12 protein-coding genes are annotated in these 14,489 nt (G+C 45.9%); 4 read left to right on the plus strand and 8 right to left on the minus strand.

The window, feature by feature from the left end:
• Positions 1-298: 298 nt before the first annotated feature.
• Positions 299-1,294 (plus strand): helix-turn-helix transcriptional regulator, encoded by a 996-nt coding sequence (locus ACPUEK_RS10825; protein ID WP_425640741.1) that lies wholly within the window; start codon positions 299-301, stop codon positions 1,292-1,294.
• A gap of 149 nt (positions 1,295-1,443) precedes the next feature.
• Positions 1,444-2,550: a class II histone deacetylase gene (locus ACPUEK_RS10830; protein ID WP_425640742.1), complete on the plus strand. Its 1,107-nt coding sequence runs from the start codon at positions 1,444-1,446 to the stop codon at positions 2,548-2,550.
• A gap of 163 nt (positions 2,551-2,713) precedes the next feature.
• Here the strand turns inward: ACPUEK_RS10830 and feaR are convergent, their stop codons facing one another.
• The 7 genes from feaR to ACPUEK_RS10865 all read right to left on the minus strand — a co-directional run bounded on the left by feaR (position 2,714) and on the right by ACPUEK_RS10865 (position 10,790).
• Positions 2,714-3,610 carry a transcriptional regulator FeaR gene (gene feaR, locus ACPUEK_RS10835; RefSeq protein ID WP_425640743.1) on the minus strand — a complete coding sequence of 299 codons (897 nt, stop codon included), beginning with the start codon at positions 3,608-3,610 and terminating at the stop codon, positions 2,714-2,716.
• A 160-nt stretch (positions 3,611-3,770) separates the two neighbouring features.
• A complete protein-coding gene (locus tag ACPUEK_RS10840) occupies positions 3,771-5,252 on the minus strand; it encodes an NAD-dependent phenylacetaldehyde dehydrogenase (RefSeq protein ID WP_425640744.1) in 1,482 nt (493 codons plus the stop codon).
• 14 nt (positions 5,253-5,266) lie between these two features.
• Positions 5,267-6,871 (minus strand): GMC family oxidoreductase, encoded by a 1,605-nt coding sequence (locus ACPUEK_RS10845; RefSeq protein ID WP_425640745.1) that lies wholly within the window; start codon positions 6,869-6,871, stop codon positions 5,267-5,269.
• Positions 6,872-7,161: 290 nt separating this feature from the next.
• Positions 7,162-7,932: an alpha/beta fold hydrolase gene (locus ACPUEK_RS10850; protein WP_425640746.1), complete on the minus strand. Its 771-nt coding sequence runs from the start codon at positions 7,930-7,932 to the stop codon at positions 7,162-7,164.
• Complete coding sequence (gene pcaF / locus ACPUEK_RS10855; protein WP_425640747.1) at positions 7,932-9,143, minus strand: 3-oxoadipyl-CoA thiolase; 1,212 nt, start codon at positions 9,141-9,143, stop codon at positions 7,932-7,934. Before pcaF ends, ACPUEK_RS10850 begins: the two co-directional genes overlap by 1 nt.
• Positions 9,140-9,973 carry a CoA-transferase subunit beta gene (locus ACPUEK_RS10860; protein WP_425640748.1) on the minus strand — a complete coding sequence of 278 codons (834 nt, stop codon included), beginning with the start codon at positions 9,971-9,973 and terminating at the stop codon, positions 9,140-9,142. Before ACPUEK_RS10860 ends, pcaF begins: the two co-directional genes overlap by 4 nt.
• 1 nt (position 9,974) lies before the next feature.
• Positions 9,975-10,790 carry a CoA transferase subunit A gene (locus ACPUEK_RS10865; protein ID WP_115466209.1) on the minus strand — a complete coding sequence of 272 codons (816 nt, stop codon included), beginning with the start codon at positions 10,788-10,790 and terminating at the stop codon, positions 9,975-9,977.
• Between the two features lie 207 nt (positions 10,791-10,997).
• On the opposite strand from ACPUEK_RS10865, the gene ACPUEK_RS10870 reads away from it, so the two are divergent.
• On the plus strand, positions 10,998-11,777 hold the full coding sequence (locus tag ACPUEK_RS10870; protein WP_425640749.1) for an IclR family transcriptional regulator domain-containing protein: 780 nt from the start codon (positions 10,998-11,000) through the stop codon (positions 11,775-11,777).
• A gap of 17 nt (positions 11,778-11,794) precedes the next feature.
• Here ACPUEK_RS10870 and ACPUEK_RS10875 read toward each other — a convergent pair whose 3' ends face one another.
• Positions 11,795-12,697 (minus strand): LysR family transcriptional regulator, encoded by a 903-nt coding sequence (locus ACPUEK_RS10875; RefSeq protein ID WP_425643031.1) that lies wholly within the window; start codon positions 12,695-12,697, stop codon positions 11,795-11,797.
• A 186-nt stretch (positions 12,698-12,883) separates the two neighbouring features.
• Here ACPUEK_RS10875 and ACPUEK_RS10880 point away from each other — a divergent pair, with 186 nt between their 5' ends.
• On the plus strand, positions 12,884-13,885 hold the full coding sequence (locus ACPUEK_RS10880; RefSeq protein ID WP_425640750.1) for a DctP family TRAP transporter solute-binding subunit: 1,002 nt from the start codon (positions 12,884-12,886) through the stop codon (positions 13,883-13,885).
• Positions 13,886-14,489 lie beyond the last annotated feature (604 nt).

Below are 14,489 nucleotides of genomic sequence, written 5' to 3' on the forward strand. Positions count from 1 at the left end.
CTGATGTCAGCTTTCAATTATGAATGTCATGAATCAGTAAAAATCTACATCAGGATTGATCTTAATATTCATGCTAGTCCTGAAGTTTTTCTGCGTATTGGATTTATGCGACATTTCGCGCAAGTTATTACAGAAGGTGTCTTTATTGATCTGCAGAGGTCATATCGAAAAGGTCAGGGTGAAAAGACGTACGACACGAAAGGCATTCTAACTACCGTACATTTGGGTAGTATTTTTTCGCTATGAAATATTTATGATCATTTTATAATCAAAAATCATAAACAAATAGGAACGTGCCATGAACTCGCTTGAGAATCACATGTCGAGAGAGGATGAGCTAACACTGTTCAGTCAGACACTGTTTGAAATCTATCGCTTAGCACGTGAAGAGCCTCTTGAAAGCTTTCTTGAGACGATGGTTGAATGTGTTCAAAGTCTTATTCCATTCAACTCTGCTTGGTTGGGGCGAGGTTCGGGAGCCTTTTCTACCCTCGAATACATGCACAGCAATTATTTGTACAATCTACCTGAAGACTACTATGTGTCTTGGAAGAAAGTAAAAGATCAAGATACGGCCCTTTTTGAAACTCATCGTCATTTAGGAAAAGCCATCAGCTTGAATTTCATGACGGATGATATTTCCCCCGAATTACACTCATTAGGACAAGACTATCAATTTGATAAATTGATGTGTGTCCTCCTCCTTGATCGGGCCACAGGTTTGGGCAATCACTTTAGTCTCTATCGTAATCATTCTTTACCTGAGTATACAGAGCGTGAAAAACAATTGTTTCAAGCGTTAATGCCACACCTGTTATCGGCTTCTTCAATCAATCAGATTCGTTCTCACTATCACCTATTTGGGTCTAGAACTGAAGCTCAAGTGGTGTTAGCAACCTGTAATGGAAATGGCTCGTTATTGAGTGCTGAGCCTGCACTCGCTGAGCTTTTACAATTGGAATACCCTGATTGGCGTGGACCACAGTTACCTTTTATCCCAACGTTAGAGGGATTTCATGGGAAACATTTGGTCATCGATGTTTTTCCAAGAGATGACCAGCTTCTTCTGGCGGCCCGTCCGATTTGTGCCATCGAACAATTATCGGTTCGTGAACAAGAGGTGGCTCTGTTGTTTGGCAGCGGATCGACCTACAAAGAAATTGCCCGGCAATTGGGTGTTTCGCCCAATACGGTTCGCTATCACTTACGTTCTATTTATTCAAAGTTAGGCACTAATACCAAATCTGACCTCAGTCGATTATTAACGGACATTCCTTCGATCGTTAACGATTAGCCCCTGAATCTTGATCCAGACAAGGTGATCGGCGAGGACCGTTATGAGTTGCTGTCTAAGAATAAAGGTGACTGAGGACGCAATCCGGCCTCGTTGTCTCCACCCCAAAGTAAGACCATAACAATAATTGTCACAATAAGGATACGACTATGACGAAAACCGCTTTTTACTCCGATGAACACTGCTTTTGGCATGTAGCAGGAATACATGCAGAAATTTTACCCGTTGGTGGCTGGGTTCAACCCCCCGCAGGCAGTGGCAATGCTGAAAGCCCCGAATCCAAAAGACGTTTTAAAAACTTAGTCGAAATGTCAGGTTTGATGAGCTATTTGGTCCAGTCCAATGCGGCCCCTGCATCGCGTGAAGATATGCTGCGTGTGCACCCTGCCCATTATTTAGACCGACTTAAAGAGGTCAGTGATCAAGGCGGCGGTGAAGTGGGCGAGGAAGCAACGTTCGGGCCCGGTAGCTTTGAAATTGCGGCCAAATCTGCGGGACTAGTGATGCAGGCTGTTACGGATGTTATGCAAGGAAAGGTCAAAAATGCTTATGCCCTGAGCCGTCCGCCAGGCCATCATTGTTTGCCCAGTGAATCAATGGGTTTTTGCTTTTTGGCGAATATTCCGATTGCGATCGAAAAAGCAAAGCAAGAATTCGGGCTAAAGCGCGTTGCGGTGCTTGATTGGGATGTCCACCACGGCAATGGAACTCAAGCGGTTTTTGAAGCGCGCAGTGATGTGTTAAGTATCTCTTTGCATCAAGAAAATTGTTTCCCTCCGGGGTACAGTGGCGTCGACGATAGTGGGGTCGGAGAAGGTAAAGGATTTAACATTAATGTTCCTCTGGTCGCAGGCAGTGGCCACGAAGCCTACCTGTACGCAATGGAAACCATTGTTGTTCCTGCGTTAGAGCACTATAAGCCGGAACTTATTATTGTTGCGTGTGGCTTTGATGCCAATGGTGTGGATCCCCTTGCGCGCATGTTGCTACACAGTGATAGTTTTCGCGCGATGACAACGATGGTGAAATCGGTGGCTGAATCAGTGTGCGATGGACGATTGGTGTTGGCGCATGAAGGGGGCTACTCTGAAGCCTATGTGCCATTTTGTGGTCAAGCTGTTATGGAAGCGCTGTCTGATGTGGATACCGATGTGAAAGATCCTTTACTTGGGCTGATTGCGCTTCAGCAGCCAAGTCAAGAGACGCTGGCGTTCCAAAAACAAGTGATTGATGGTGTGCGTCAGCGTGTTCTTTAATTGTGTGTTGGGAATCTCATAGGAAAGAGTAAGGTCGAGCATGAACAGGTAGAAAGCGCTTCGTAACGCGCTTTTTACCTGTTTTTTGTCACCCGATACGGTTAAATTGTAGGGGGGGAGCCGGGTGTCATGCCCGGTCAATCGGAGTGATAACCTGACGTTACTACTGTTTTTGGCGCCACTGGCTTGGTGAGACACCTTTCACACGTTTAAAGGCGCGAGACAGTTGTGAAGCGTCAGAAAATCCCCAACGGTAGGCTATTTCAGTGATGGAGAAGGGGGGGACCATCGTGTCCGTGCCCATTAAGTCTTCACAGCATTTCTCAAGGCGCATTTGTAAAATGAACTGCGCCACACTTAGATTTTCCTCCGAAAAAAGTCTATACAATGAACGTTTGGAGATATTCATTTCTTTCGCAATGTGAACTGGGCTGAGATTCTCATCAGATAAACGACGCAATATGAGCTGTTTAGCCTGTTCTCTAATCGAACCAGTGGCGCTATCCACTAACGGGTTAAGAGAAGGTTTGATTAAGGCACTGATTGCCGCTTGTAACGCTTGACCGTCCTCTTCAAGCGAGGAGTTATCAGTGTCAGTATTGGCCAGTTGACGTAAGAGAGTGGCTAACATTTGGCTGCTGGAGCGATTTTGACAGATTTTGGTAATCCGGTGTTGGGCATGTGCAGAAAATGCACGATCGACTTGAGCTTTGGGTAAATGCACTGACATCTGCTCAATGAGACCTTGGGGATGCATATCATAAGGCAAGGATGAATCAATCAGAGCGATTTCGCCGGGTAGCAGAAGGTCTCTTTTATCTGACCAAGAGAAGCCCATTGTTCCTTTCTTTTGAAGGATAACAAAATAGTGTTTGTCGTCTTGGCAGCTTGATTGAGAACGGATAATTTTCTCTGCGTTCGTTTTGATGTGAGCGACACCTAAACCGTTATGATTATTGAGCCGCATAGTGCCGATAAAAGGAAGGTGGCGATGCGGAAGGGTATCAAAGTTGCCGCAAATGGAATGAACAGAATGTTTCCAAAGGTCTAAGTCGAGCATTTCCTTCTCCCTTTTTGCAGGGCTCTTAGGTTCTCGACTTGCCGAGGGTAGGAGACTAAAGAGTCGTGCGAATTTAGTTGAAATGTAAACTTTAGCAAGTATTGTTCCAACTAAACTCACACGATGTCAAGTTCCAAGCGTTTGCTGAAAATGCCTAAATTTAGTAACACATGATGACGGATTTGACTTCTGTGTAGTCATTTATGAATTCACGACCAAACTCTCGGCCGACACCAGATTGTTTTATGCCCCCAAATGGCACAGATGGGTCAAGAATAGAGTGCATGTTGACCCAAACTGTACCAGATTCAATTTTCGGTATCATTCGCATGGCTTGAGATAAGTTGTTCGTCCAGATACTGCTGCTTAAGCCAAATGGCGTGTTATTGATTAAATCAATTAACTCTTCTTCGTCTTCATAAGGCATAAAGCTGATGATTGGGCCAAATGTCTCTTCTTGCATGAGCGTTTCATCAACACTGGCGGCTTGGACTATGGTAGGTTCAACAAAAAAGCCTTCGCCTTTAATGGCTTTGCCGCCGTGTAACACTCGACTTTCTTTGTGGGCAACCTCTAAGTATTCGCATACTTTGTTGAATTGCGGTTCGTTAGAGAGAGGACCGAAATAAACGCTTTCATCAAGTGGGGAGCCAATTTTGGCCTCGCTTAATTTTTGTGTGAGTTTAGAGGTCAATTCGTCAATGCGAGAAGAGTGTACATAAACGCGTTCTGGCGCGGCACAGACTTGACCTTGGTGAATGTAACCGAGCTGAAAAAGCCCGGCCACAACACGATCAATATCCGCGTCTTTTAAAACCGCCGCGGTGTTTTTTCCACCTAATTCTAAGGTGCAGCGAGTTAAGTCAGCGGAAGCGGCTGCGCTAATTTTCTTACCGGTTGCCACTGAGCCGGTAAATGAGACTTTGCGCACTTTAGGGTGCTGAATAAGCTGACCACCTACCTCGCCTTTGCCATTGACTATGTTAAGAACACCGTCTGGTACGCCCGCTTCTTTGGCTAATTCCGCAATGCGCAGAATAGTCAGCGGCGTGAACTCACTTGGTTTAAGCACAATAGTACAACCCGTACAAAGTGCCGCACCGATTTTCCAGCACGCAATCATCACCGAGAAATTCCAAGGTAAAATACCGGCAACAACACCAATGGCTTCTCTGCGAGTAAAGGCACTGTACTCTTCACCTTGCATAGAAGGGAAAGATGGCGTCATGGTTTCACCATTTATTTTGGTGCTCCAGCCAGCGAAGTAGCGTAAAAACATCGCGCTTTGTTGTACCTCAAACATGCGCGAAAGGTGGATAGATTTACCGCTGCACAAGGTTTCCAGTTGAGCAATTTCTTCCCCATTTTGCTCAATTAAATCCGCCAATTTATTGAGCACAACACCGCGAGTATAAGGTGACGTTTTCCCCCAAGCGCCTTTAAAGGCTTGATATGAGGACTCGATTGCAGTATCGACCTCTTGAGTAGTTGCACTGTGGATTTTAGCAATAACGGCTTCCGTAGCAGGGTTAATAACATCGAAAGTGCTATCGCCAGAGGCGTTTTTTTGACCATTAATGAATTGGCCATGGTCTTGTTTCAAAAAAGCTTGTGTGGCGTCTAATAATGAAATGTCGGACATAATCTTGTTGCTCCTTAATTTGAAGAATGTAGTGTGAAGTGCGCGCCACGCTCACCAATCATCATGGCAACGGCGTTGGTGTTACCACTTGGTATTTGTGGGCAAATAGAGAGATCCACTACACGAAGGTTTTTGGTGCCGTGAACCTTGAGTTCTAAATCCGTGACTGAGTCACTTCGAGACGTGCCTAGTTTGCAGGTTCCGCCTGGGTGATAGACGGTTTTGATGTTTTGACGCACAAAGGTCTCCAGCGCCTCCGTGTCATCGATGGCAATGTTATTTGGCTCGACCACTTTTTTGATAATGCGTTTCAACGCGGGCTGTTTCATGGCTTTTAGACCCATTTGAACGGCGCGAATTTGACTTTTTACATCATCAGGGTGAGACAAAACTTGAGCATCAATTTCAACTAAGTCGCTTGGATTATTGGATTTTAGACGAACTTCTCCACGAGATTTTGAACGTAGGTGACCTACCTTGATCGAAACACCGTGGCCTTCTGCTTCGGGCTTCTCACCTGGAGTATTGTCAAAATTATCAAGCAGAGGAAGAAAGTGGAATTGAATATCAGGGCGACCCACATTCTCGCTATCAATAAAGGCACCACCTTCCAGAATGTTGCTGGTGAGTAGGCCAGAGCGAGTGGTCATCCACTGCATCATATGTTTCACGGCCGATAAGCCTTTATCTTCATTGAAAATACTGATGTCTTCTTTGGTCGTGGCGTTGATCGACATGTGCTGGTGGTCGTGGAAGTTCTTGCCCACAGGAAGATCTATCTTAGGCTCAATACCCATGGCTTTAAGGTGTTCCACAGGGCCAATGCCAGACAGCATAAGAATTTTCGGGCTGCCAAAAGCGCCGGAACTAATAATGACTTCTTTGCGCGCTTTTGCGGTTATCGCTTCACCACCTTTTATTGAATAGACAACACCCGTGGCAACATCCCCTTCCATATTCACTTTATGAACAAGCGCGTCTGTCAAAACCGTTAGGTTTGGATTATTGATAACGGATTTAAGATAGGTTTGCGATGTGCTGGCACGTTCACCATTTTTTGTGGTGGTTTGAAAAAATCCCGTGCCTTCTTGTGATGCGCCATTAAAGTCATTGGTGTAAGGCAGGCCCATTTGCTGGCAGGCACGAATGCAAGCTTGTGTTAATGGGTGACGATATCTGTTTTCGCTGACTGGAACGGCACCTGTCTCGCCATGGTACTTGTCGCCAAGGCTTTCATTGGCTTCGGCACGTTTAAAAAAGGGTAATACGTCTTCCGCGCCCCAACCGTCACACCCCCAGCTATTTTTCCAGTCATCGTAATCTTCTTTTTGTCCGCGAAGATAGATCATGCCATTCACAGAGCTGCCACCACCCAAGACTTTGCCTTGTGCGATGAGCATTTCACGGTTATCACACTCAGTTTGCGGCAGTGTCATGTAGGGCCAAGATTTTTGTTGGAAAACCTTCACAACAGTGGCGGGGATTTTATGGAATAAACTGCTGTCTTTTTCGCCGGCTTCGAGCAGAAGAACAGATCCGGCGTTGGCTTCGATAAGGCGTGCCGCAACCACACAACCCGCTGATCCAGCGCCTGCAATAATGTAATCAAACTCTTTCATTCGATGCTCCTCTCGTTATGCTTTTATTATGACTTTTCATTAAACACCGCAGAGGTAAGTGAGGCTTGGCAATCGGTGCCAAAAGAATGGCACTCTTTGCCATTTTGAGTGGTTCGGTTGTAAGTAGTAGGCAGCGGAATGAGAAGGCGGATTACGAGGTGTTTCAGCGCATCAAAAAAACTTGTTGGTAGCGTGTGTAAGCGTGTTTTTGTAATTGTTTTTAGCCGGGCGGCTCATGGGAAGGAAGAAGACCCAAGGGGGAGGGCAGTCCCCCCCAGGCCAACTAACCGCTAATTCGCTAATGAACTGTTCAGCAGAGCTATCAGCTCATTAGGCGATTCAACCGATGGCACATGGCCAACGTGATTGATGATTTCTAACTTGTTAACGTGTATTAACGAAGCAAGTGTTTGCATTAATTCGGGTGTGGTTGCGACATCCTTATCACCACAAATTAATGCAACGGGTAACGAACAGGGTCCTAGATCTTCGGTAAGATCCATATTGCCGAGCCATTCACAGAGTGCACCATAGCTGTAATCATCGACTTGAGCTAATTGCTTCTGCCAAAAGCCTGCCAAGGAAGGGTTGGTTTGAATGCTGTGCTCACTAAACCAGCGTACTACCAAGGTCGCGGCCATCTTCTCCAACCCTTGGTCCATGACATCTTTTTGGCGAGTGAGCCATGCCTCTTTGCTGCCGATTTTCGCTCCAGTATTGGTTAACGTGGCACTTAACAAACGCTCTGGGTATTGAGTCACTAGCTGCTGGCCAATCATGCCGCCAATGGACGTTCCAACATAGTGGAATTTATCGATACCCAGTTCATCGCATTTTTCAATCAACGGATTGACCAATGCATTGGCTGCTAACGGAGAAGCGCTTGGTTCAAGAGAGTCACTTAGTCCATGCCCTGGAAGATCCCAGCGAATCACTCGATATTGCTTTAATAGCTCCGGCATCAGCCCATCCCAAACTCGGCTGTTCATACCCAAAGGATGGCCAAGCACTATTACCGGTTTATGACTATCGCCTTCAAAGGTAAAAAATAATTTCTTCATTACATGTCGCTCCGTTCGATCAGCATGGCTATGCCTTGACCAACGCCAATACACATGGTGCACAGGGCATAGCGTCCGCCCGTGCGTTTTAGTTGCATCGCGGCTGATTGTAATAGGCGAGCGCCTGACATGCCTAATGGATGTCCAAGGGCAATTGCGCCACCATTTGGATTAATACGTTCATCATCAGCGGCTAGCCCCAACTCTTGCATACAGGCTAACCCTTGTACCGCAAAGGCTTCATTTAATTCGATGACATCCATTTCGGCAAGGGAAAGACCGGTGCGCTTCAATAGTTTTTGAACCGCAGGGACTGGGCCGATCCCCATTACGGTTGGCTCAACACCAGCGGTCGCCATGCCGATGATTTTTGCTAACGGTACTAACTTGTGGTTTTTAACCGCTTCTTCATTAGCAATTAACATTGCAGCGGCACCATCGTTGATGCCAGATGCATTGCCCGCTGTTACTGAGCCATTCTTACGAAACGGTGCTTTCAGTTTGGCTAAGTTTTCCAAGGTGGTATTCGGGCGTATGTGCTCGTCTTGATCCACCACAATCAGATCGCCACGCTTAGGTTGGATCGTGATGGGCGTGATTTCTTCTGCAAAACGACCTTCTTCTTGCGCCGCTTTGGCTTTTTGCTGGGAGCGCAATGCGAATTGGTCTTGCTGCTCGCGTGTTATGTTGTAGCGCTCTGCAAGGTTTTCTGCTGTTTCTGGCATGGTTTCAGTGCCGTACAACCCTTTTAAAACTGGGTTAATAAAGCGCCAACCCATGGTGGTGTCTTCGAGTGTTTGCTGTCTGTCGAACGCCGCGTTTGGTTTTCCCATCACGAATGGCGCACGCGACATGGACTCAACACCACCAGCGAGCATTAAGTCAGCTTCACCCGCTTGAATGGCGCGAAAGGCTGCGCCTACCGCGTCCATTCCGGATCCACATAAACGGTTTATTGTTGTTGCAGATACGCTATACGGCATTCCGGACAAAAGAGTGGCCATGCGTGCCACGTTTCGATTATCTTCACCAGATTGATTGGCACAACCAAAAATAGCGTCATCAATGGCAGCAGGGTCTAGATCTGGTGCATCTTTGAGAACAGCTTGAATGACTTGAGCCAGCATATCGTCTGGACGGACAGCGGCTAGTGACCCAGCATAACGGCCAACGGCCGAACGTTTAGGATGGCAAATGTAAACAGAACTCATTTTTCCTCCTGCGCACTGTGTGCTTTTGCTGTTCGTGCTTTCAACTCACGTAATATCGTCAGCTCTTTTTCGCTTGGCGCAGGCGTGTCTTCAAGAGAATCGGCAAATTTGATTTCCCACCCCGTTGCTTCAATAACGTCTTCTTTTGTAGTGCCTGGGTGTAGGCTCGTTACAATCAGTTCTTTGGTTTCAGGATCAGGTCTCAAAATACAAAGATCAGTAATCACCACGCTTGGTCCTCGACCAATGGTCGGACGATTATCGCGACCTTTACCATCGCGGCCAAAACCTACGGTAGTGATGAAATCTACGTCTTTTACAAACGTGCGTTTTGAATGTTTAACGGTAATAAAGACTTCTTTCGCATTGGTAGAGATTTCAGGGGCTCCACCGCCACCAGGTAAGCGAACTTTAGGGTTGGCATAACTGTGTGCGCCACTTTTACCGCTGTCAGGATGATTGGCTGCAATGACGGTCGTATTTAAGTTCGCAAAACGGTCGATCTGTGCGGTACCCAAAAAGCCGACATCGATGTGTCCGCCTTGTAGCCAATAACGAAACATTTCTGGTACAGAAACGGTCGCCAGTGCCGACTCGCACAATTCACCATCACCAATCGACAACGGCAACACATCGGGTTTAGTTTGTAGCGTGCCTGATTCGTAGATCAAGGTCACGTCTGGCGCGTGCGTCAAGCGCGCTACGTTGGCCGCTTCACTTGGCAACCCAATCCCGACAAAACAAGTCATCTCATTGCGTAAAGCGCGCGCTGCAGTAATGGTCATCATCTCAGCTGAAGTGTATTCGACTGAATCGTTATGTGTAGTCATATTAAGCCTCTCCTTCACCAAACACATGGGATTCCAACCATTGGTTGAACGTGTCTCTATCACGACTGATGTTGTCCCATTGTTTGTAGTAATTGTTGTCTCTATCGTAGTAACCAAGCGTATAAGAAGGTTTCGCGCCTTCTGGCACGACTGCAATCGCATCGACTGTCCAAGCTGGCAAAACGCAGGCGTTTGGTGTGACGTTCAAATCATCGACAATCTCTTCAACGGTAACGATGCTGTTTTTAGCTGACAGAACCACTTCTTTCTGAACGCCAATAATTCCTTCGATCAACACATTGCCTGCTCGGTCTGCTTTTTGAGCATGAATAACGCCTACATCAGGCTTGATAGCAGGGATGGCAGCCAGTTGCTCTCCTGTGAAAGGGCAGGTAATGGTGGCAATTTCTTTATTGACGTCTGGTAACTCACTGCCCACGTAGCCGCGGAAAACGGCAAGCGGTAGACCCGCGGCACCGGCTTCATAAGCATTGGCCATCGCGGCATGACTGTGTTCAACCGTTTCTAACTTACAAGGGTAATCATGCTCAATGGCATCACGAACGCGGTGAAGAGAGCCAACGCCAGGGTTTCCGCCCCAAGAGAACGTCAGTTTTCGTACACAACCTGCACCCACTAATTGGTCATAAATCAGATCGGGGGTCATGCGAATGAGAGACAGGTCACGTTTTTTCTGACGGATGATTTCATGCCCAGCAGCGAAAGGAATAAGGTGGGTGAAACCTTCAAGAGCAATGGTGTCACCATCTTTGATATAGGTCGCGACAGCGTCTTTTAGTGTCATAAACTTAGTCATAATGTATCCTGTTCGTTATACGAATATAAGTTTGCAATGCGAACAAGATAAATCAATCCAAGTTTCTCGGTCAAGTCAAAATTGATAATTTGTCTTTTTTATCTTGACTTGGACAAAAAATGGAATGAAAAGGCGCATCGCCTCTGGTAGGCGTGTAACGAATCAGAAATAATGGCGGGGTTATTAATGGTAGTGAGAAAACTGGGTATGAGTGAGGAAAAACTGTCACCAGATCATCGTGATTATGTGGGTGCATTGGCTTCAGGGTTGGATGTAATTATGTCATTCGATCCACAGCACAAAGAGATGACACTGTCCGAGGTGGCTGAGCAAACTGGCATGGATAGAGCCAAAGCCCGACGTTTCCTACTCACCCTTCATGCGTTGGGATACATTAAACGAGAAGGGCGTAAGTTTATGCTAACGCCTAAAGTGCTTTCTCTAAGTTATGCTTACAATGTCAGTAATGATCATCTCAAAGTAGTTGAGCACTATTTACATGATATAACCGCGCGATTAGGGGAGTCTTCGTCGCTTGCCGTGTTGGATAATCAGGACATCATGTACGTCGTCCGTTCGCCCGCCGCCCATCGTTTGATGTCAATCACGCTAAGTGCTGGCACTCGGTTACCTGCCGCGTATACGTCGATGGGGCGTATGTTGGTGGCCAAGTTGCCAACAGACGAACAAAACGAGTGGCTAAACAATATCTCTCTGAATGCCTATACGCAGCACAGCATTACCGATAAGTTGGCTTTGGAGCGTGAACTTAGTCGTGTGAATGAACAAAACTATTGTGTGGTCGATCAGGAATTGGATCTTGGTTTGCGGTCGTTAGCCGTACCTGCTTTTACGTTTGATGGAACCTTGCTTGGTGCAATCAACCTGAGTACCAATGCATCGCGTGTCAGCCATCAAACTTTGATAGAAGAGTGTTTGCCAGTACTGCAAGACGCCGCGGAACAGATTCGACTGCATACGAAATAATCGATGGTTTGTAAAAGCTAGATTCCGCCTTGGCGCTGCTCGACTAAATTCTTAAGAATTTTAACGGCCAGCGTTGTGATGTTATCCATGGGTTCTTTGCGCCGACTGAATATAACCGGACACGTAATAGACTTGTCTTGTAAAGGCATGAACACCACATCATCGCGTCCGAAGTGGCGAACCTGTTCGGACACTAACGTAAACCCCATTTCGGACGCTACCAACCCCAATGCCGTTTGTAGATCATTCACTTGTTGCGTCACTTTAGTAGTGAGCCCTCGACTAGTAAATAAAGACGTACAAATATCGGCAAACGTTGGGGTTGCTGCCTTGCTGGCGGGATATAGAATCATCGGTATCTTCGCTAAATCCTCTAGTGTTGGTTCGCCTTGCTCTAGGAGCGGATGACCGACATGCAAGGCAACCAACAAGGGTTCCTGAAACAAAATGGCTTGTTCTACTTGTTCATCCGGAATTATCAAGCGACCGAAACCTATGTCGATCTTTCCTGTTTTTAACGCTTCTATTTGTTCGCCGGTCTTTAAATCATGTAGCAAAATATTGGCGTTGGTCTGTTGGCGCAAGTCTCGGACCAAACTCGGCAATTGACCGTAAAATACAGAGGGTACAAAACCGATACTGAACACGGCTTTTTGTTCTTCAGCGATACGGCAAGTATTCTCGATTACCATGTCTGCTTTCGCCAACATTTGTTTCGCTTGCTGCCAAAAATATTCCCCTGCCGGTGTGAGTATTAATCCTCGAGAGTGACGCTGAAACAATTGCGTGCCAACATCCTCTTCGAGTTGCTTAATCTGGCGTGTTAAGGGAGGTTGAGCGATGAAAAGTTTTTCGGCCGCACGAGTAAGATTTTTTTCTTCAGCGACAGCACAGAAATAGCGTAGATGTCTGAACTCCATCATACCTCCAAGGTATTGCTAACAACTTAATTGATATTGGTTCTCTGTAAATTCAATGTCTATGGTTGATCTAATTATCTAATGAAACCTACCACACCCAGTGTGTAATTTCTCAATGGTGACAGTCATTCTGACTGGATGTCATGCGCTACAGCGTCTAATAATTATAACAACAGGATATCTCTCATGAAAAAAAACTCTTCTTGCATGGTGGCCTTAGCCCTCACATCGGCTCTATCAAGTGGCCTGATTCACGCCTCTGAATGTGATCCAGGCGAAAAAGTGGTTAAATTTAGTCATGTTACGGGTGGGACAACGCATCCTAAAGTAATTTTAGTAAATGAGTTTGCTGCGAACGTCAATCGAGAAATGAATGGCAAGTTGTGCGTTGAAGTGTACCCCAATTCGACTCTATTTGGGGATTCAAAAGAGCTCGAAGCGCTTCTGCTTGGCGATGTTCAATTACTCGCCCCGTCACTTGCAAAATTTGGCGCATACACCGACAAATACGCCGTCTTCGACTTGCCTTTCTTGTTTAAGGACCTCGATCAGATTATTCGTTTTACTAAAACGTCTGAAGCAAAAGAGTTACTTAATGTGATGGAAGACTCTGTCGGCTTTGTGGGGCTAGGGTATTGGATGTCAGGTATGAAGTATTTTACAGCCAACAAACCTTTGATGGTTCCAAGTGACGCGGAAGGCTTAAAAATTCGAGTACAGTCGTCGACAATTGCCAAAGAAATGATTAGAGCTATGGGCGCTTCGCCTCAAGTGATGGCTTTTTCTGAAGTTTACGGCGCCCTACAAACAGGCGTAGTCGATGGGCAAGAAAATACCTGGTCAAATATCTACACTAAAAAGTTTTACGAAGTTCAAGACAGTATTACTGAAACAAATCATCAGGTGTTGGCATATTTATTTGTCACGTCGAGCGAATTTCTCAATAGCTTATCTGAAGAAGACCGTGCGCAATTTTTGGGGCTCGTTGACAGAGCGACCGAGTCGGCAAATAAATTGGTCAAAGAAAAAGATGCTGTAAATCGAGAAAATATTCTTCGTGCTGGGGGAAAAATCAATACATTAACGACTGAGCAGCGCGCAGAATGGGTGCAAACTATGTCTCCGATCTGGGAACAATTTGAACCCTCGATTGGTAAGCGTTTGATTGAAACGGCCGCTGGTGCATAGAGGTTAGGAGTGAGAGTGCCTCAGTAAGAGGCACTTTTTCTGTACTGCAAGCTTTTCTGTACAGCGAGAATCGCCGAACTAAACGTTTAACATTTGCTTATCTAATACACGCTGCACGCTTTCACTTCTATGGTCTTCTCTGACTACTCATCGTTACACTACGGTAAGATGCCATCTTAATAGAGACAATATGATTGTTTTAACCGACAATGTTGGGGCCCTAAATGTGGAACTCTGCATTACTCAGGTTGAAACATAGAAGGGCACTCCTTCAAGCAAATCGCACCTATTACAATCGATATTGTCTCTGGCTTCCCTTCTAGTAAAGGCTCTTATAATTATTCAATGCACCTTGAGTGTAGGCGTTCAAATTTTCTGTTCTTTCTTAACGTCAAGCGAGTCGTTGTATGAGCATGTCACCTTGGAGCTATTTTGTTGACTTTTCAATCTTCCTTTATTCCTTTACAGGTACTATAAACTTGACATGGATCAAGTTTGAGCAATCTGGGGTCATCGCATTTTCCCATGGCTAAAAGAGAGAATTATCACGACTATTTCATCTCAGGTCGCGTAAATACTGGCTTTGACCAAGTTCTCTAATTTG

Source organism: Marinomonas gallaica, from assembly GCF_049821165.1.
Lineage (GTDB): Bacteria > Pseudomonadota > Gammaproteobacteria > Pseudomonadales > Marinomonadaceae > Marinomonas > Marinomonas gallaica.

Coding starts and splice junctions, on each gene's coding strand:
- ACPUEK_RS10825 (WP_425640741.1), top strand. CDS start 299: ATGAACTCGCTTGAGAATCACATGTCGAGAGAGGATGAGCTAACACTG.
- ACPUEK_RS10830 (WP_425640742.1), top strand. CDS start 1,444: ATGACGAAAACCGCTTTTTACTCCGATGAACACTGCTTTTGGCATGTA.
- feaR (WP_425640743.1), bottom strand. CDS start 3,610: ATGCTCGACTTAGACCTTTGGAAACATTCTGTTCATTCCATTTGCGGC.
- ACPUEK_RS10840 (WP_425640744.1), bottom strand. CDS start 5,252: ATGTCCGACATTTCATTATTAGACGCCACACAAGCTTTTTTGAAACAA.
- ACPUEK_RS10845 (WP_425640745.1), bottom strand. CDS start 6,871: ATGAAAGAGTTTGATTACATTATTGCAGGCGCTGGATCAGCGGGTTGT.
- ACPUEK_RS10850 (WP_425640746.1), bottom strand. CDS start 7,932: ATGAAGAAATTATTTTTTACCTTTGAAGGCGATAGTCATAAACCGGTA.
- pcaF (WP_425640747.1), bottom strand. CDS start 9,143: ATGAGTTCTGTTTACATTTGCCATCCTAAACGTTCGGCCGTTGGCCGT.
- ACPUEK_RS10860 (WP_425640748.1), bottom strand. CDS start 9,973: ATGACTACACATAACGATTCAGTCGAATACACTTCAGCTGAGATGATG.
- ACPUEK_RS10865 (WP_115466209.1), bottom strand. CDS start 10,790: ATGACTAAGTTTATGACACTAAAAGACGCTGTCGCGACCTATATCAAA.
- ACPUEK_RS10870 (WP_425640749.1), top strand. CDS start 10,998: ATGAGTGAGGAAAAACTGTCACCAGATCATCGTGATTATGTGGGTGCA.
- ACPUEK_RS10875 (WP_425643031.1), bottom strand. CDS start 12,697: ATGGAGTTCAGACATCTACGCTATTTCTGTGCTGTCGCTGAAGAAAAA.
- ACPUEK_RS10880 (WP_425640750.1), top strand. CDS start 12,884: ATGAAAAAAAACTCTTCTTGCATGGTGGCCTTAGCCCTCACATCGGCT.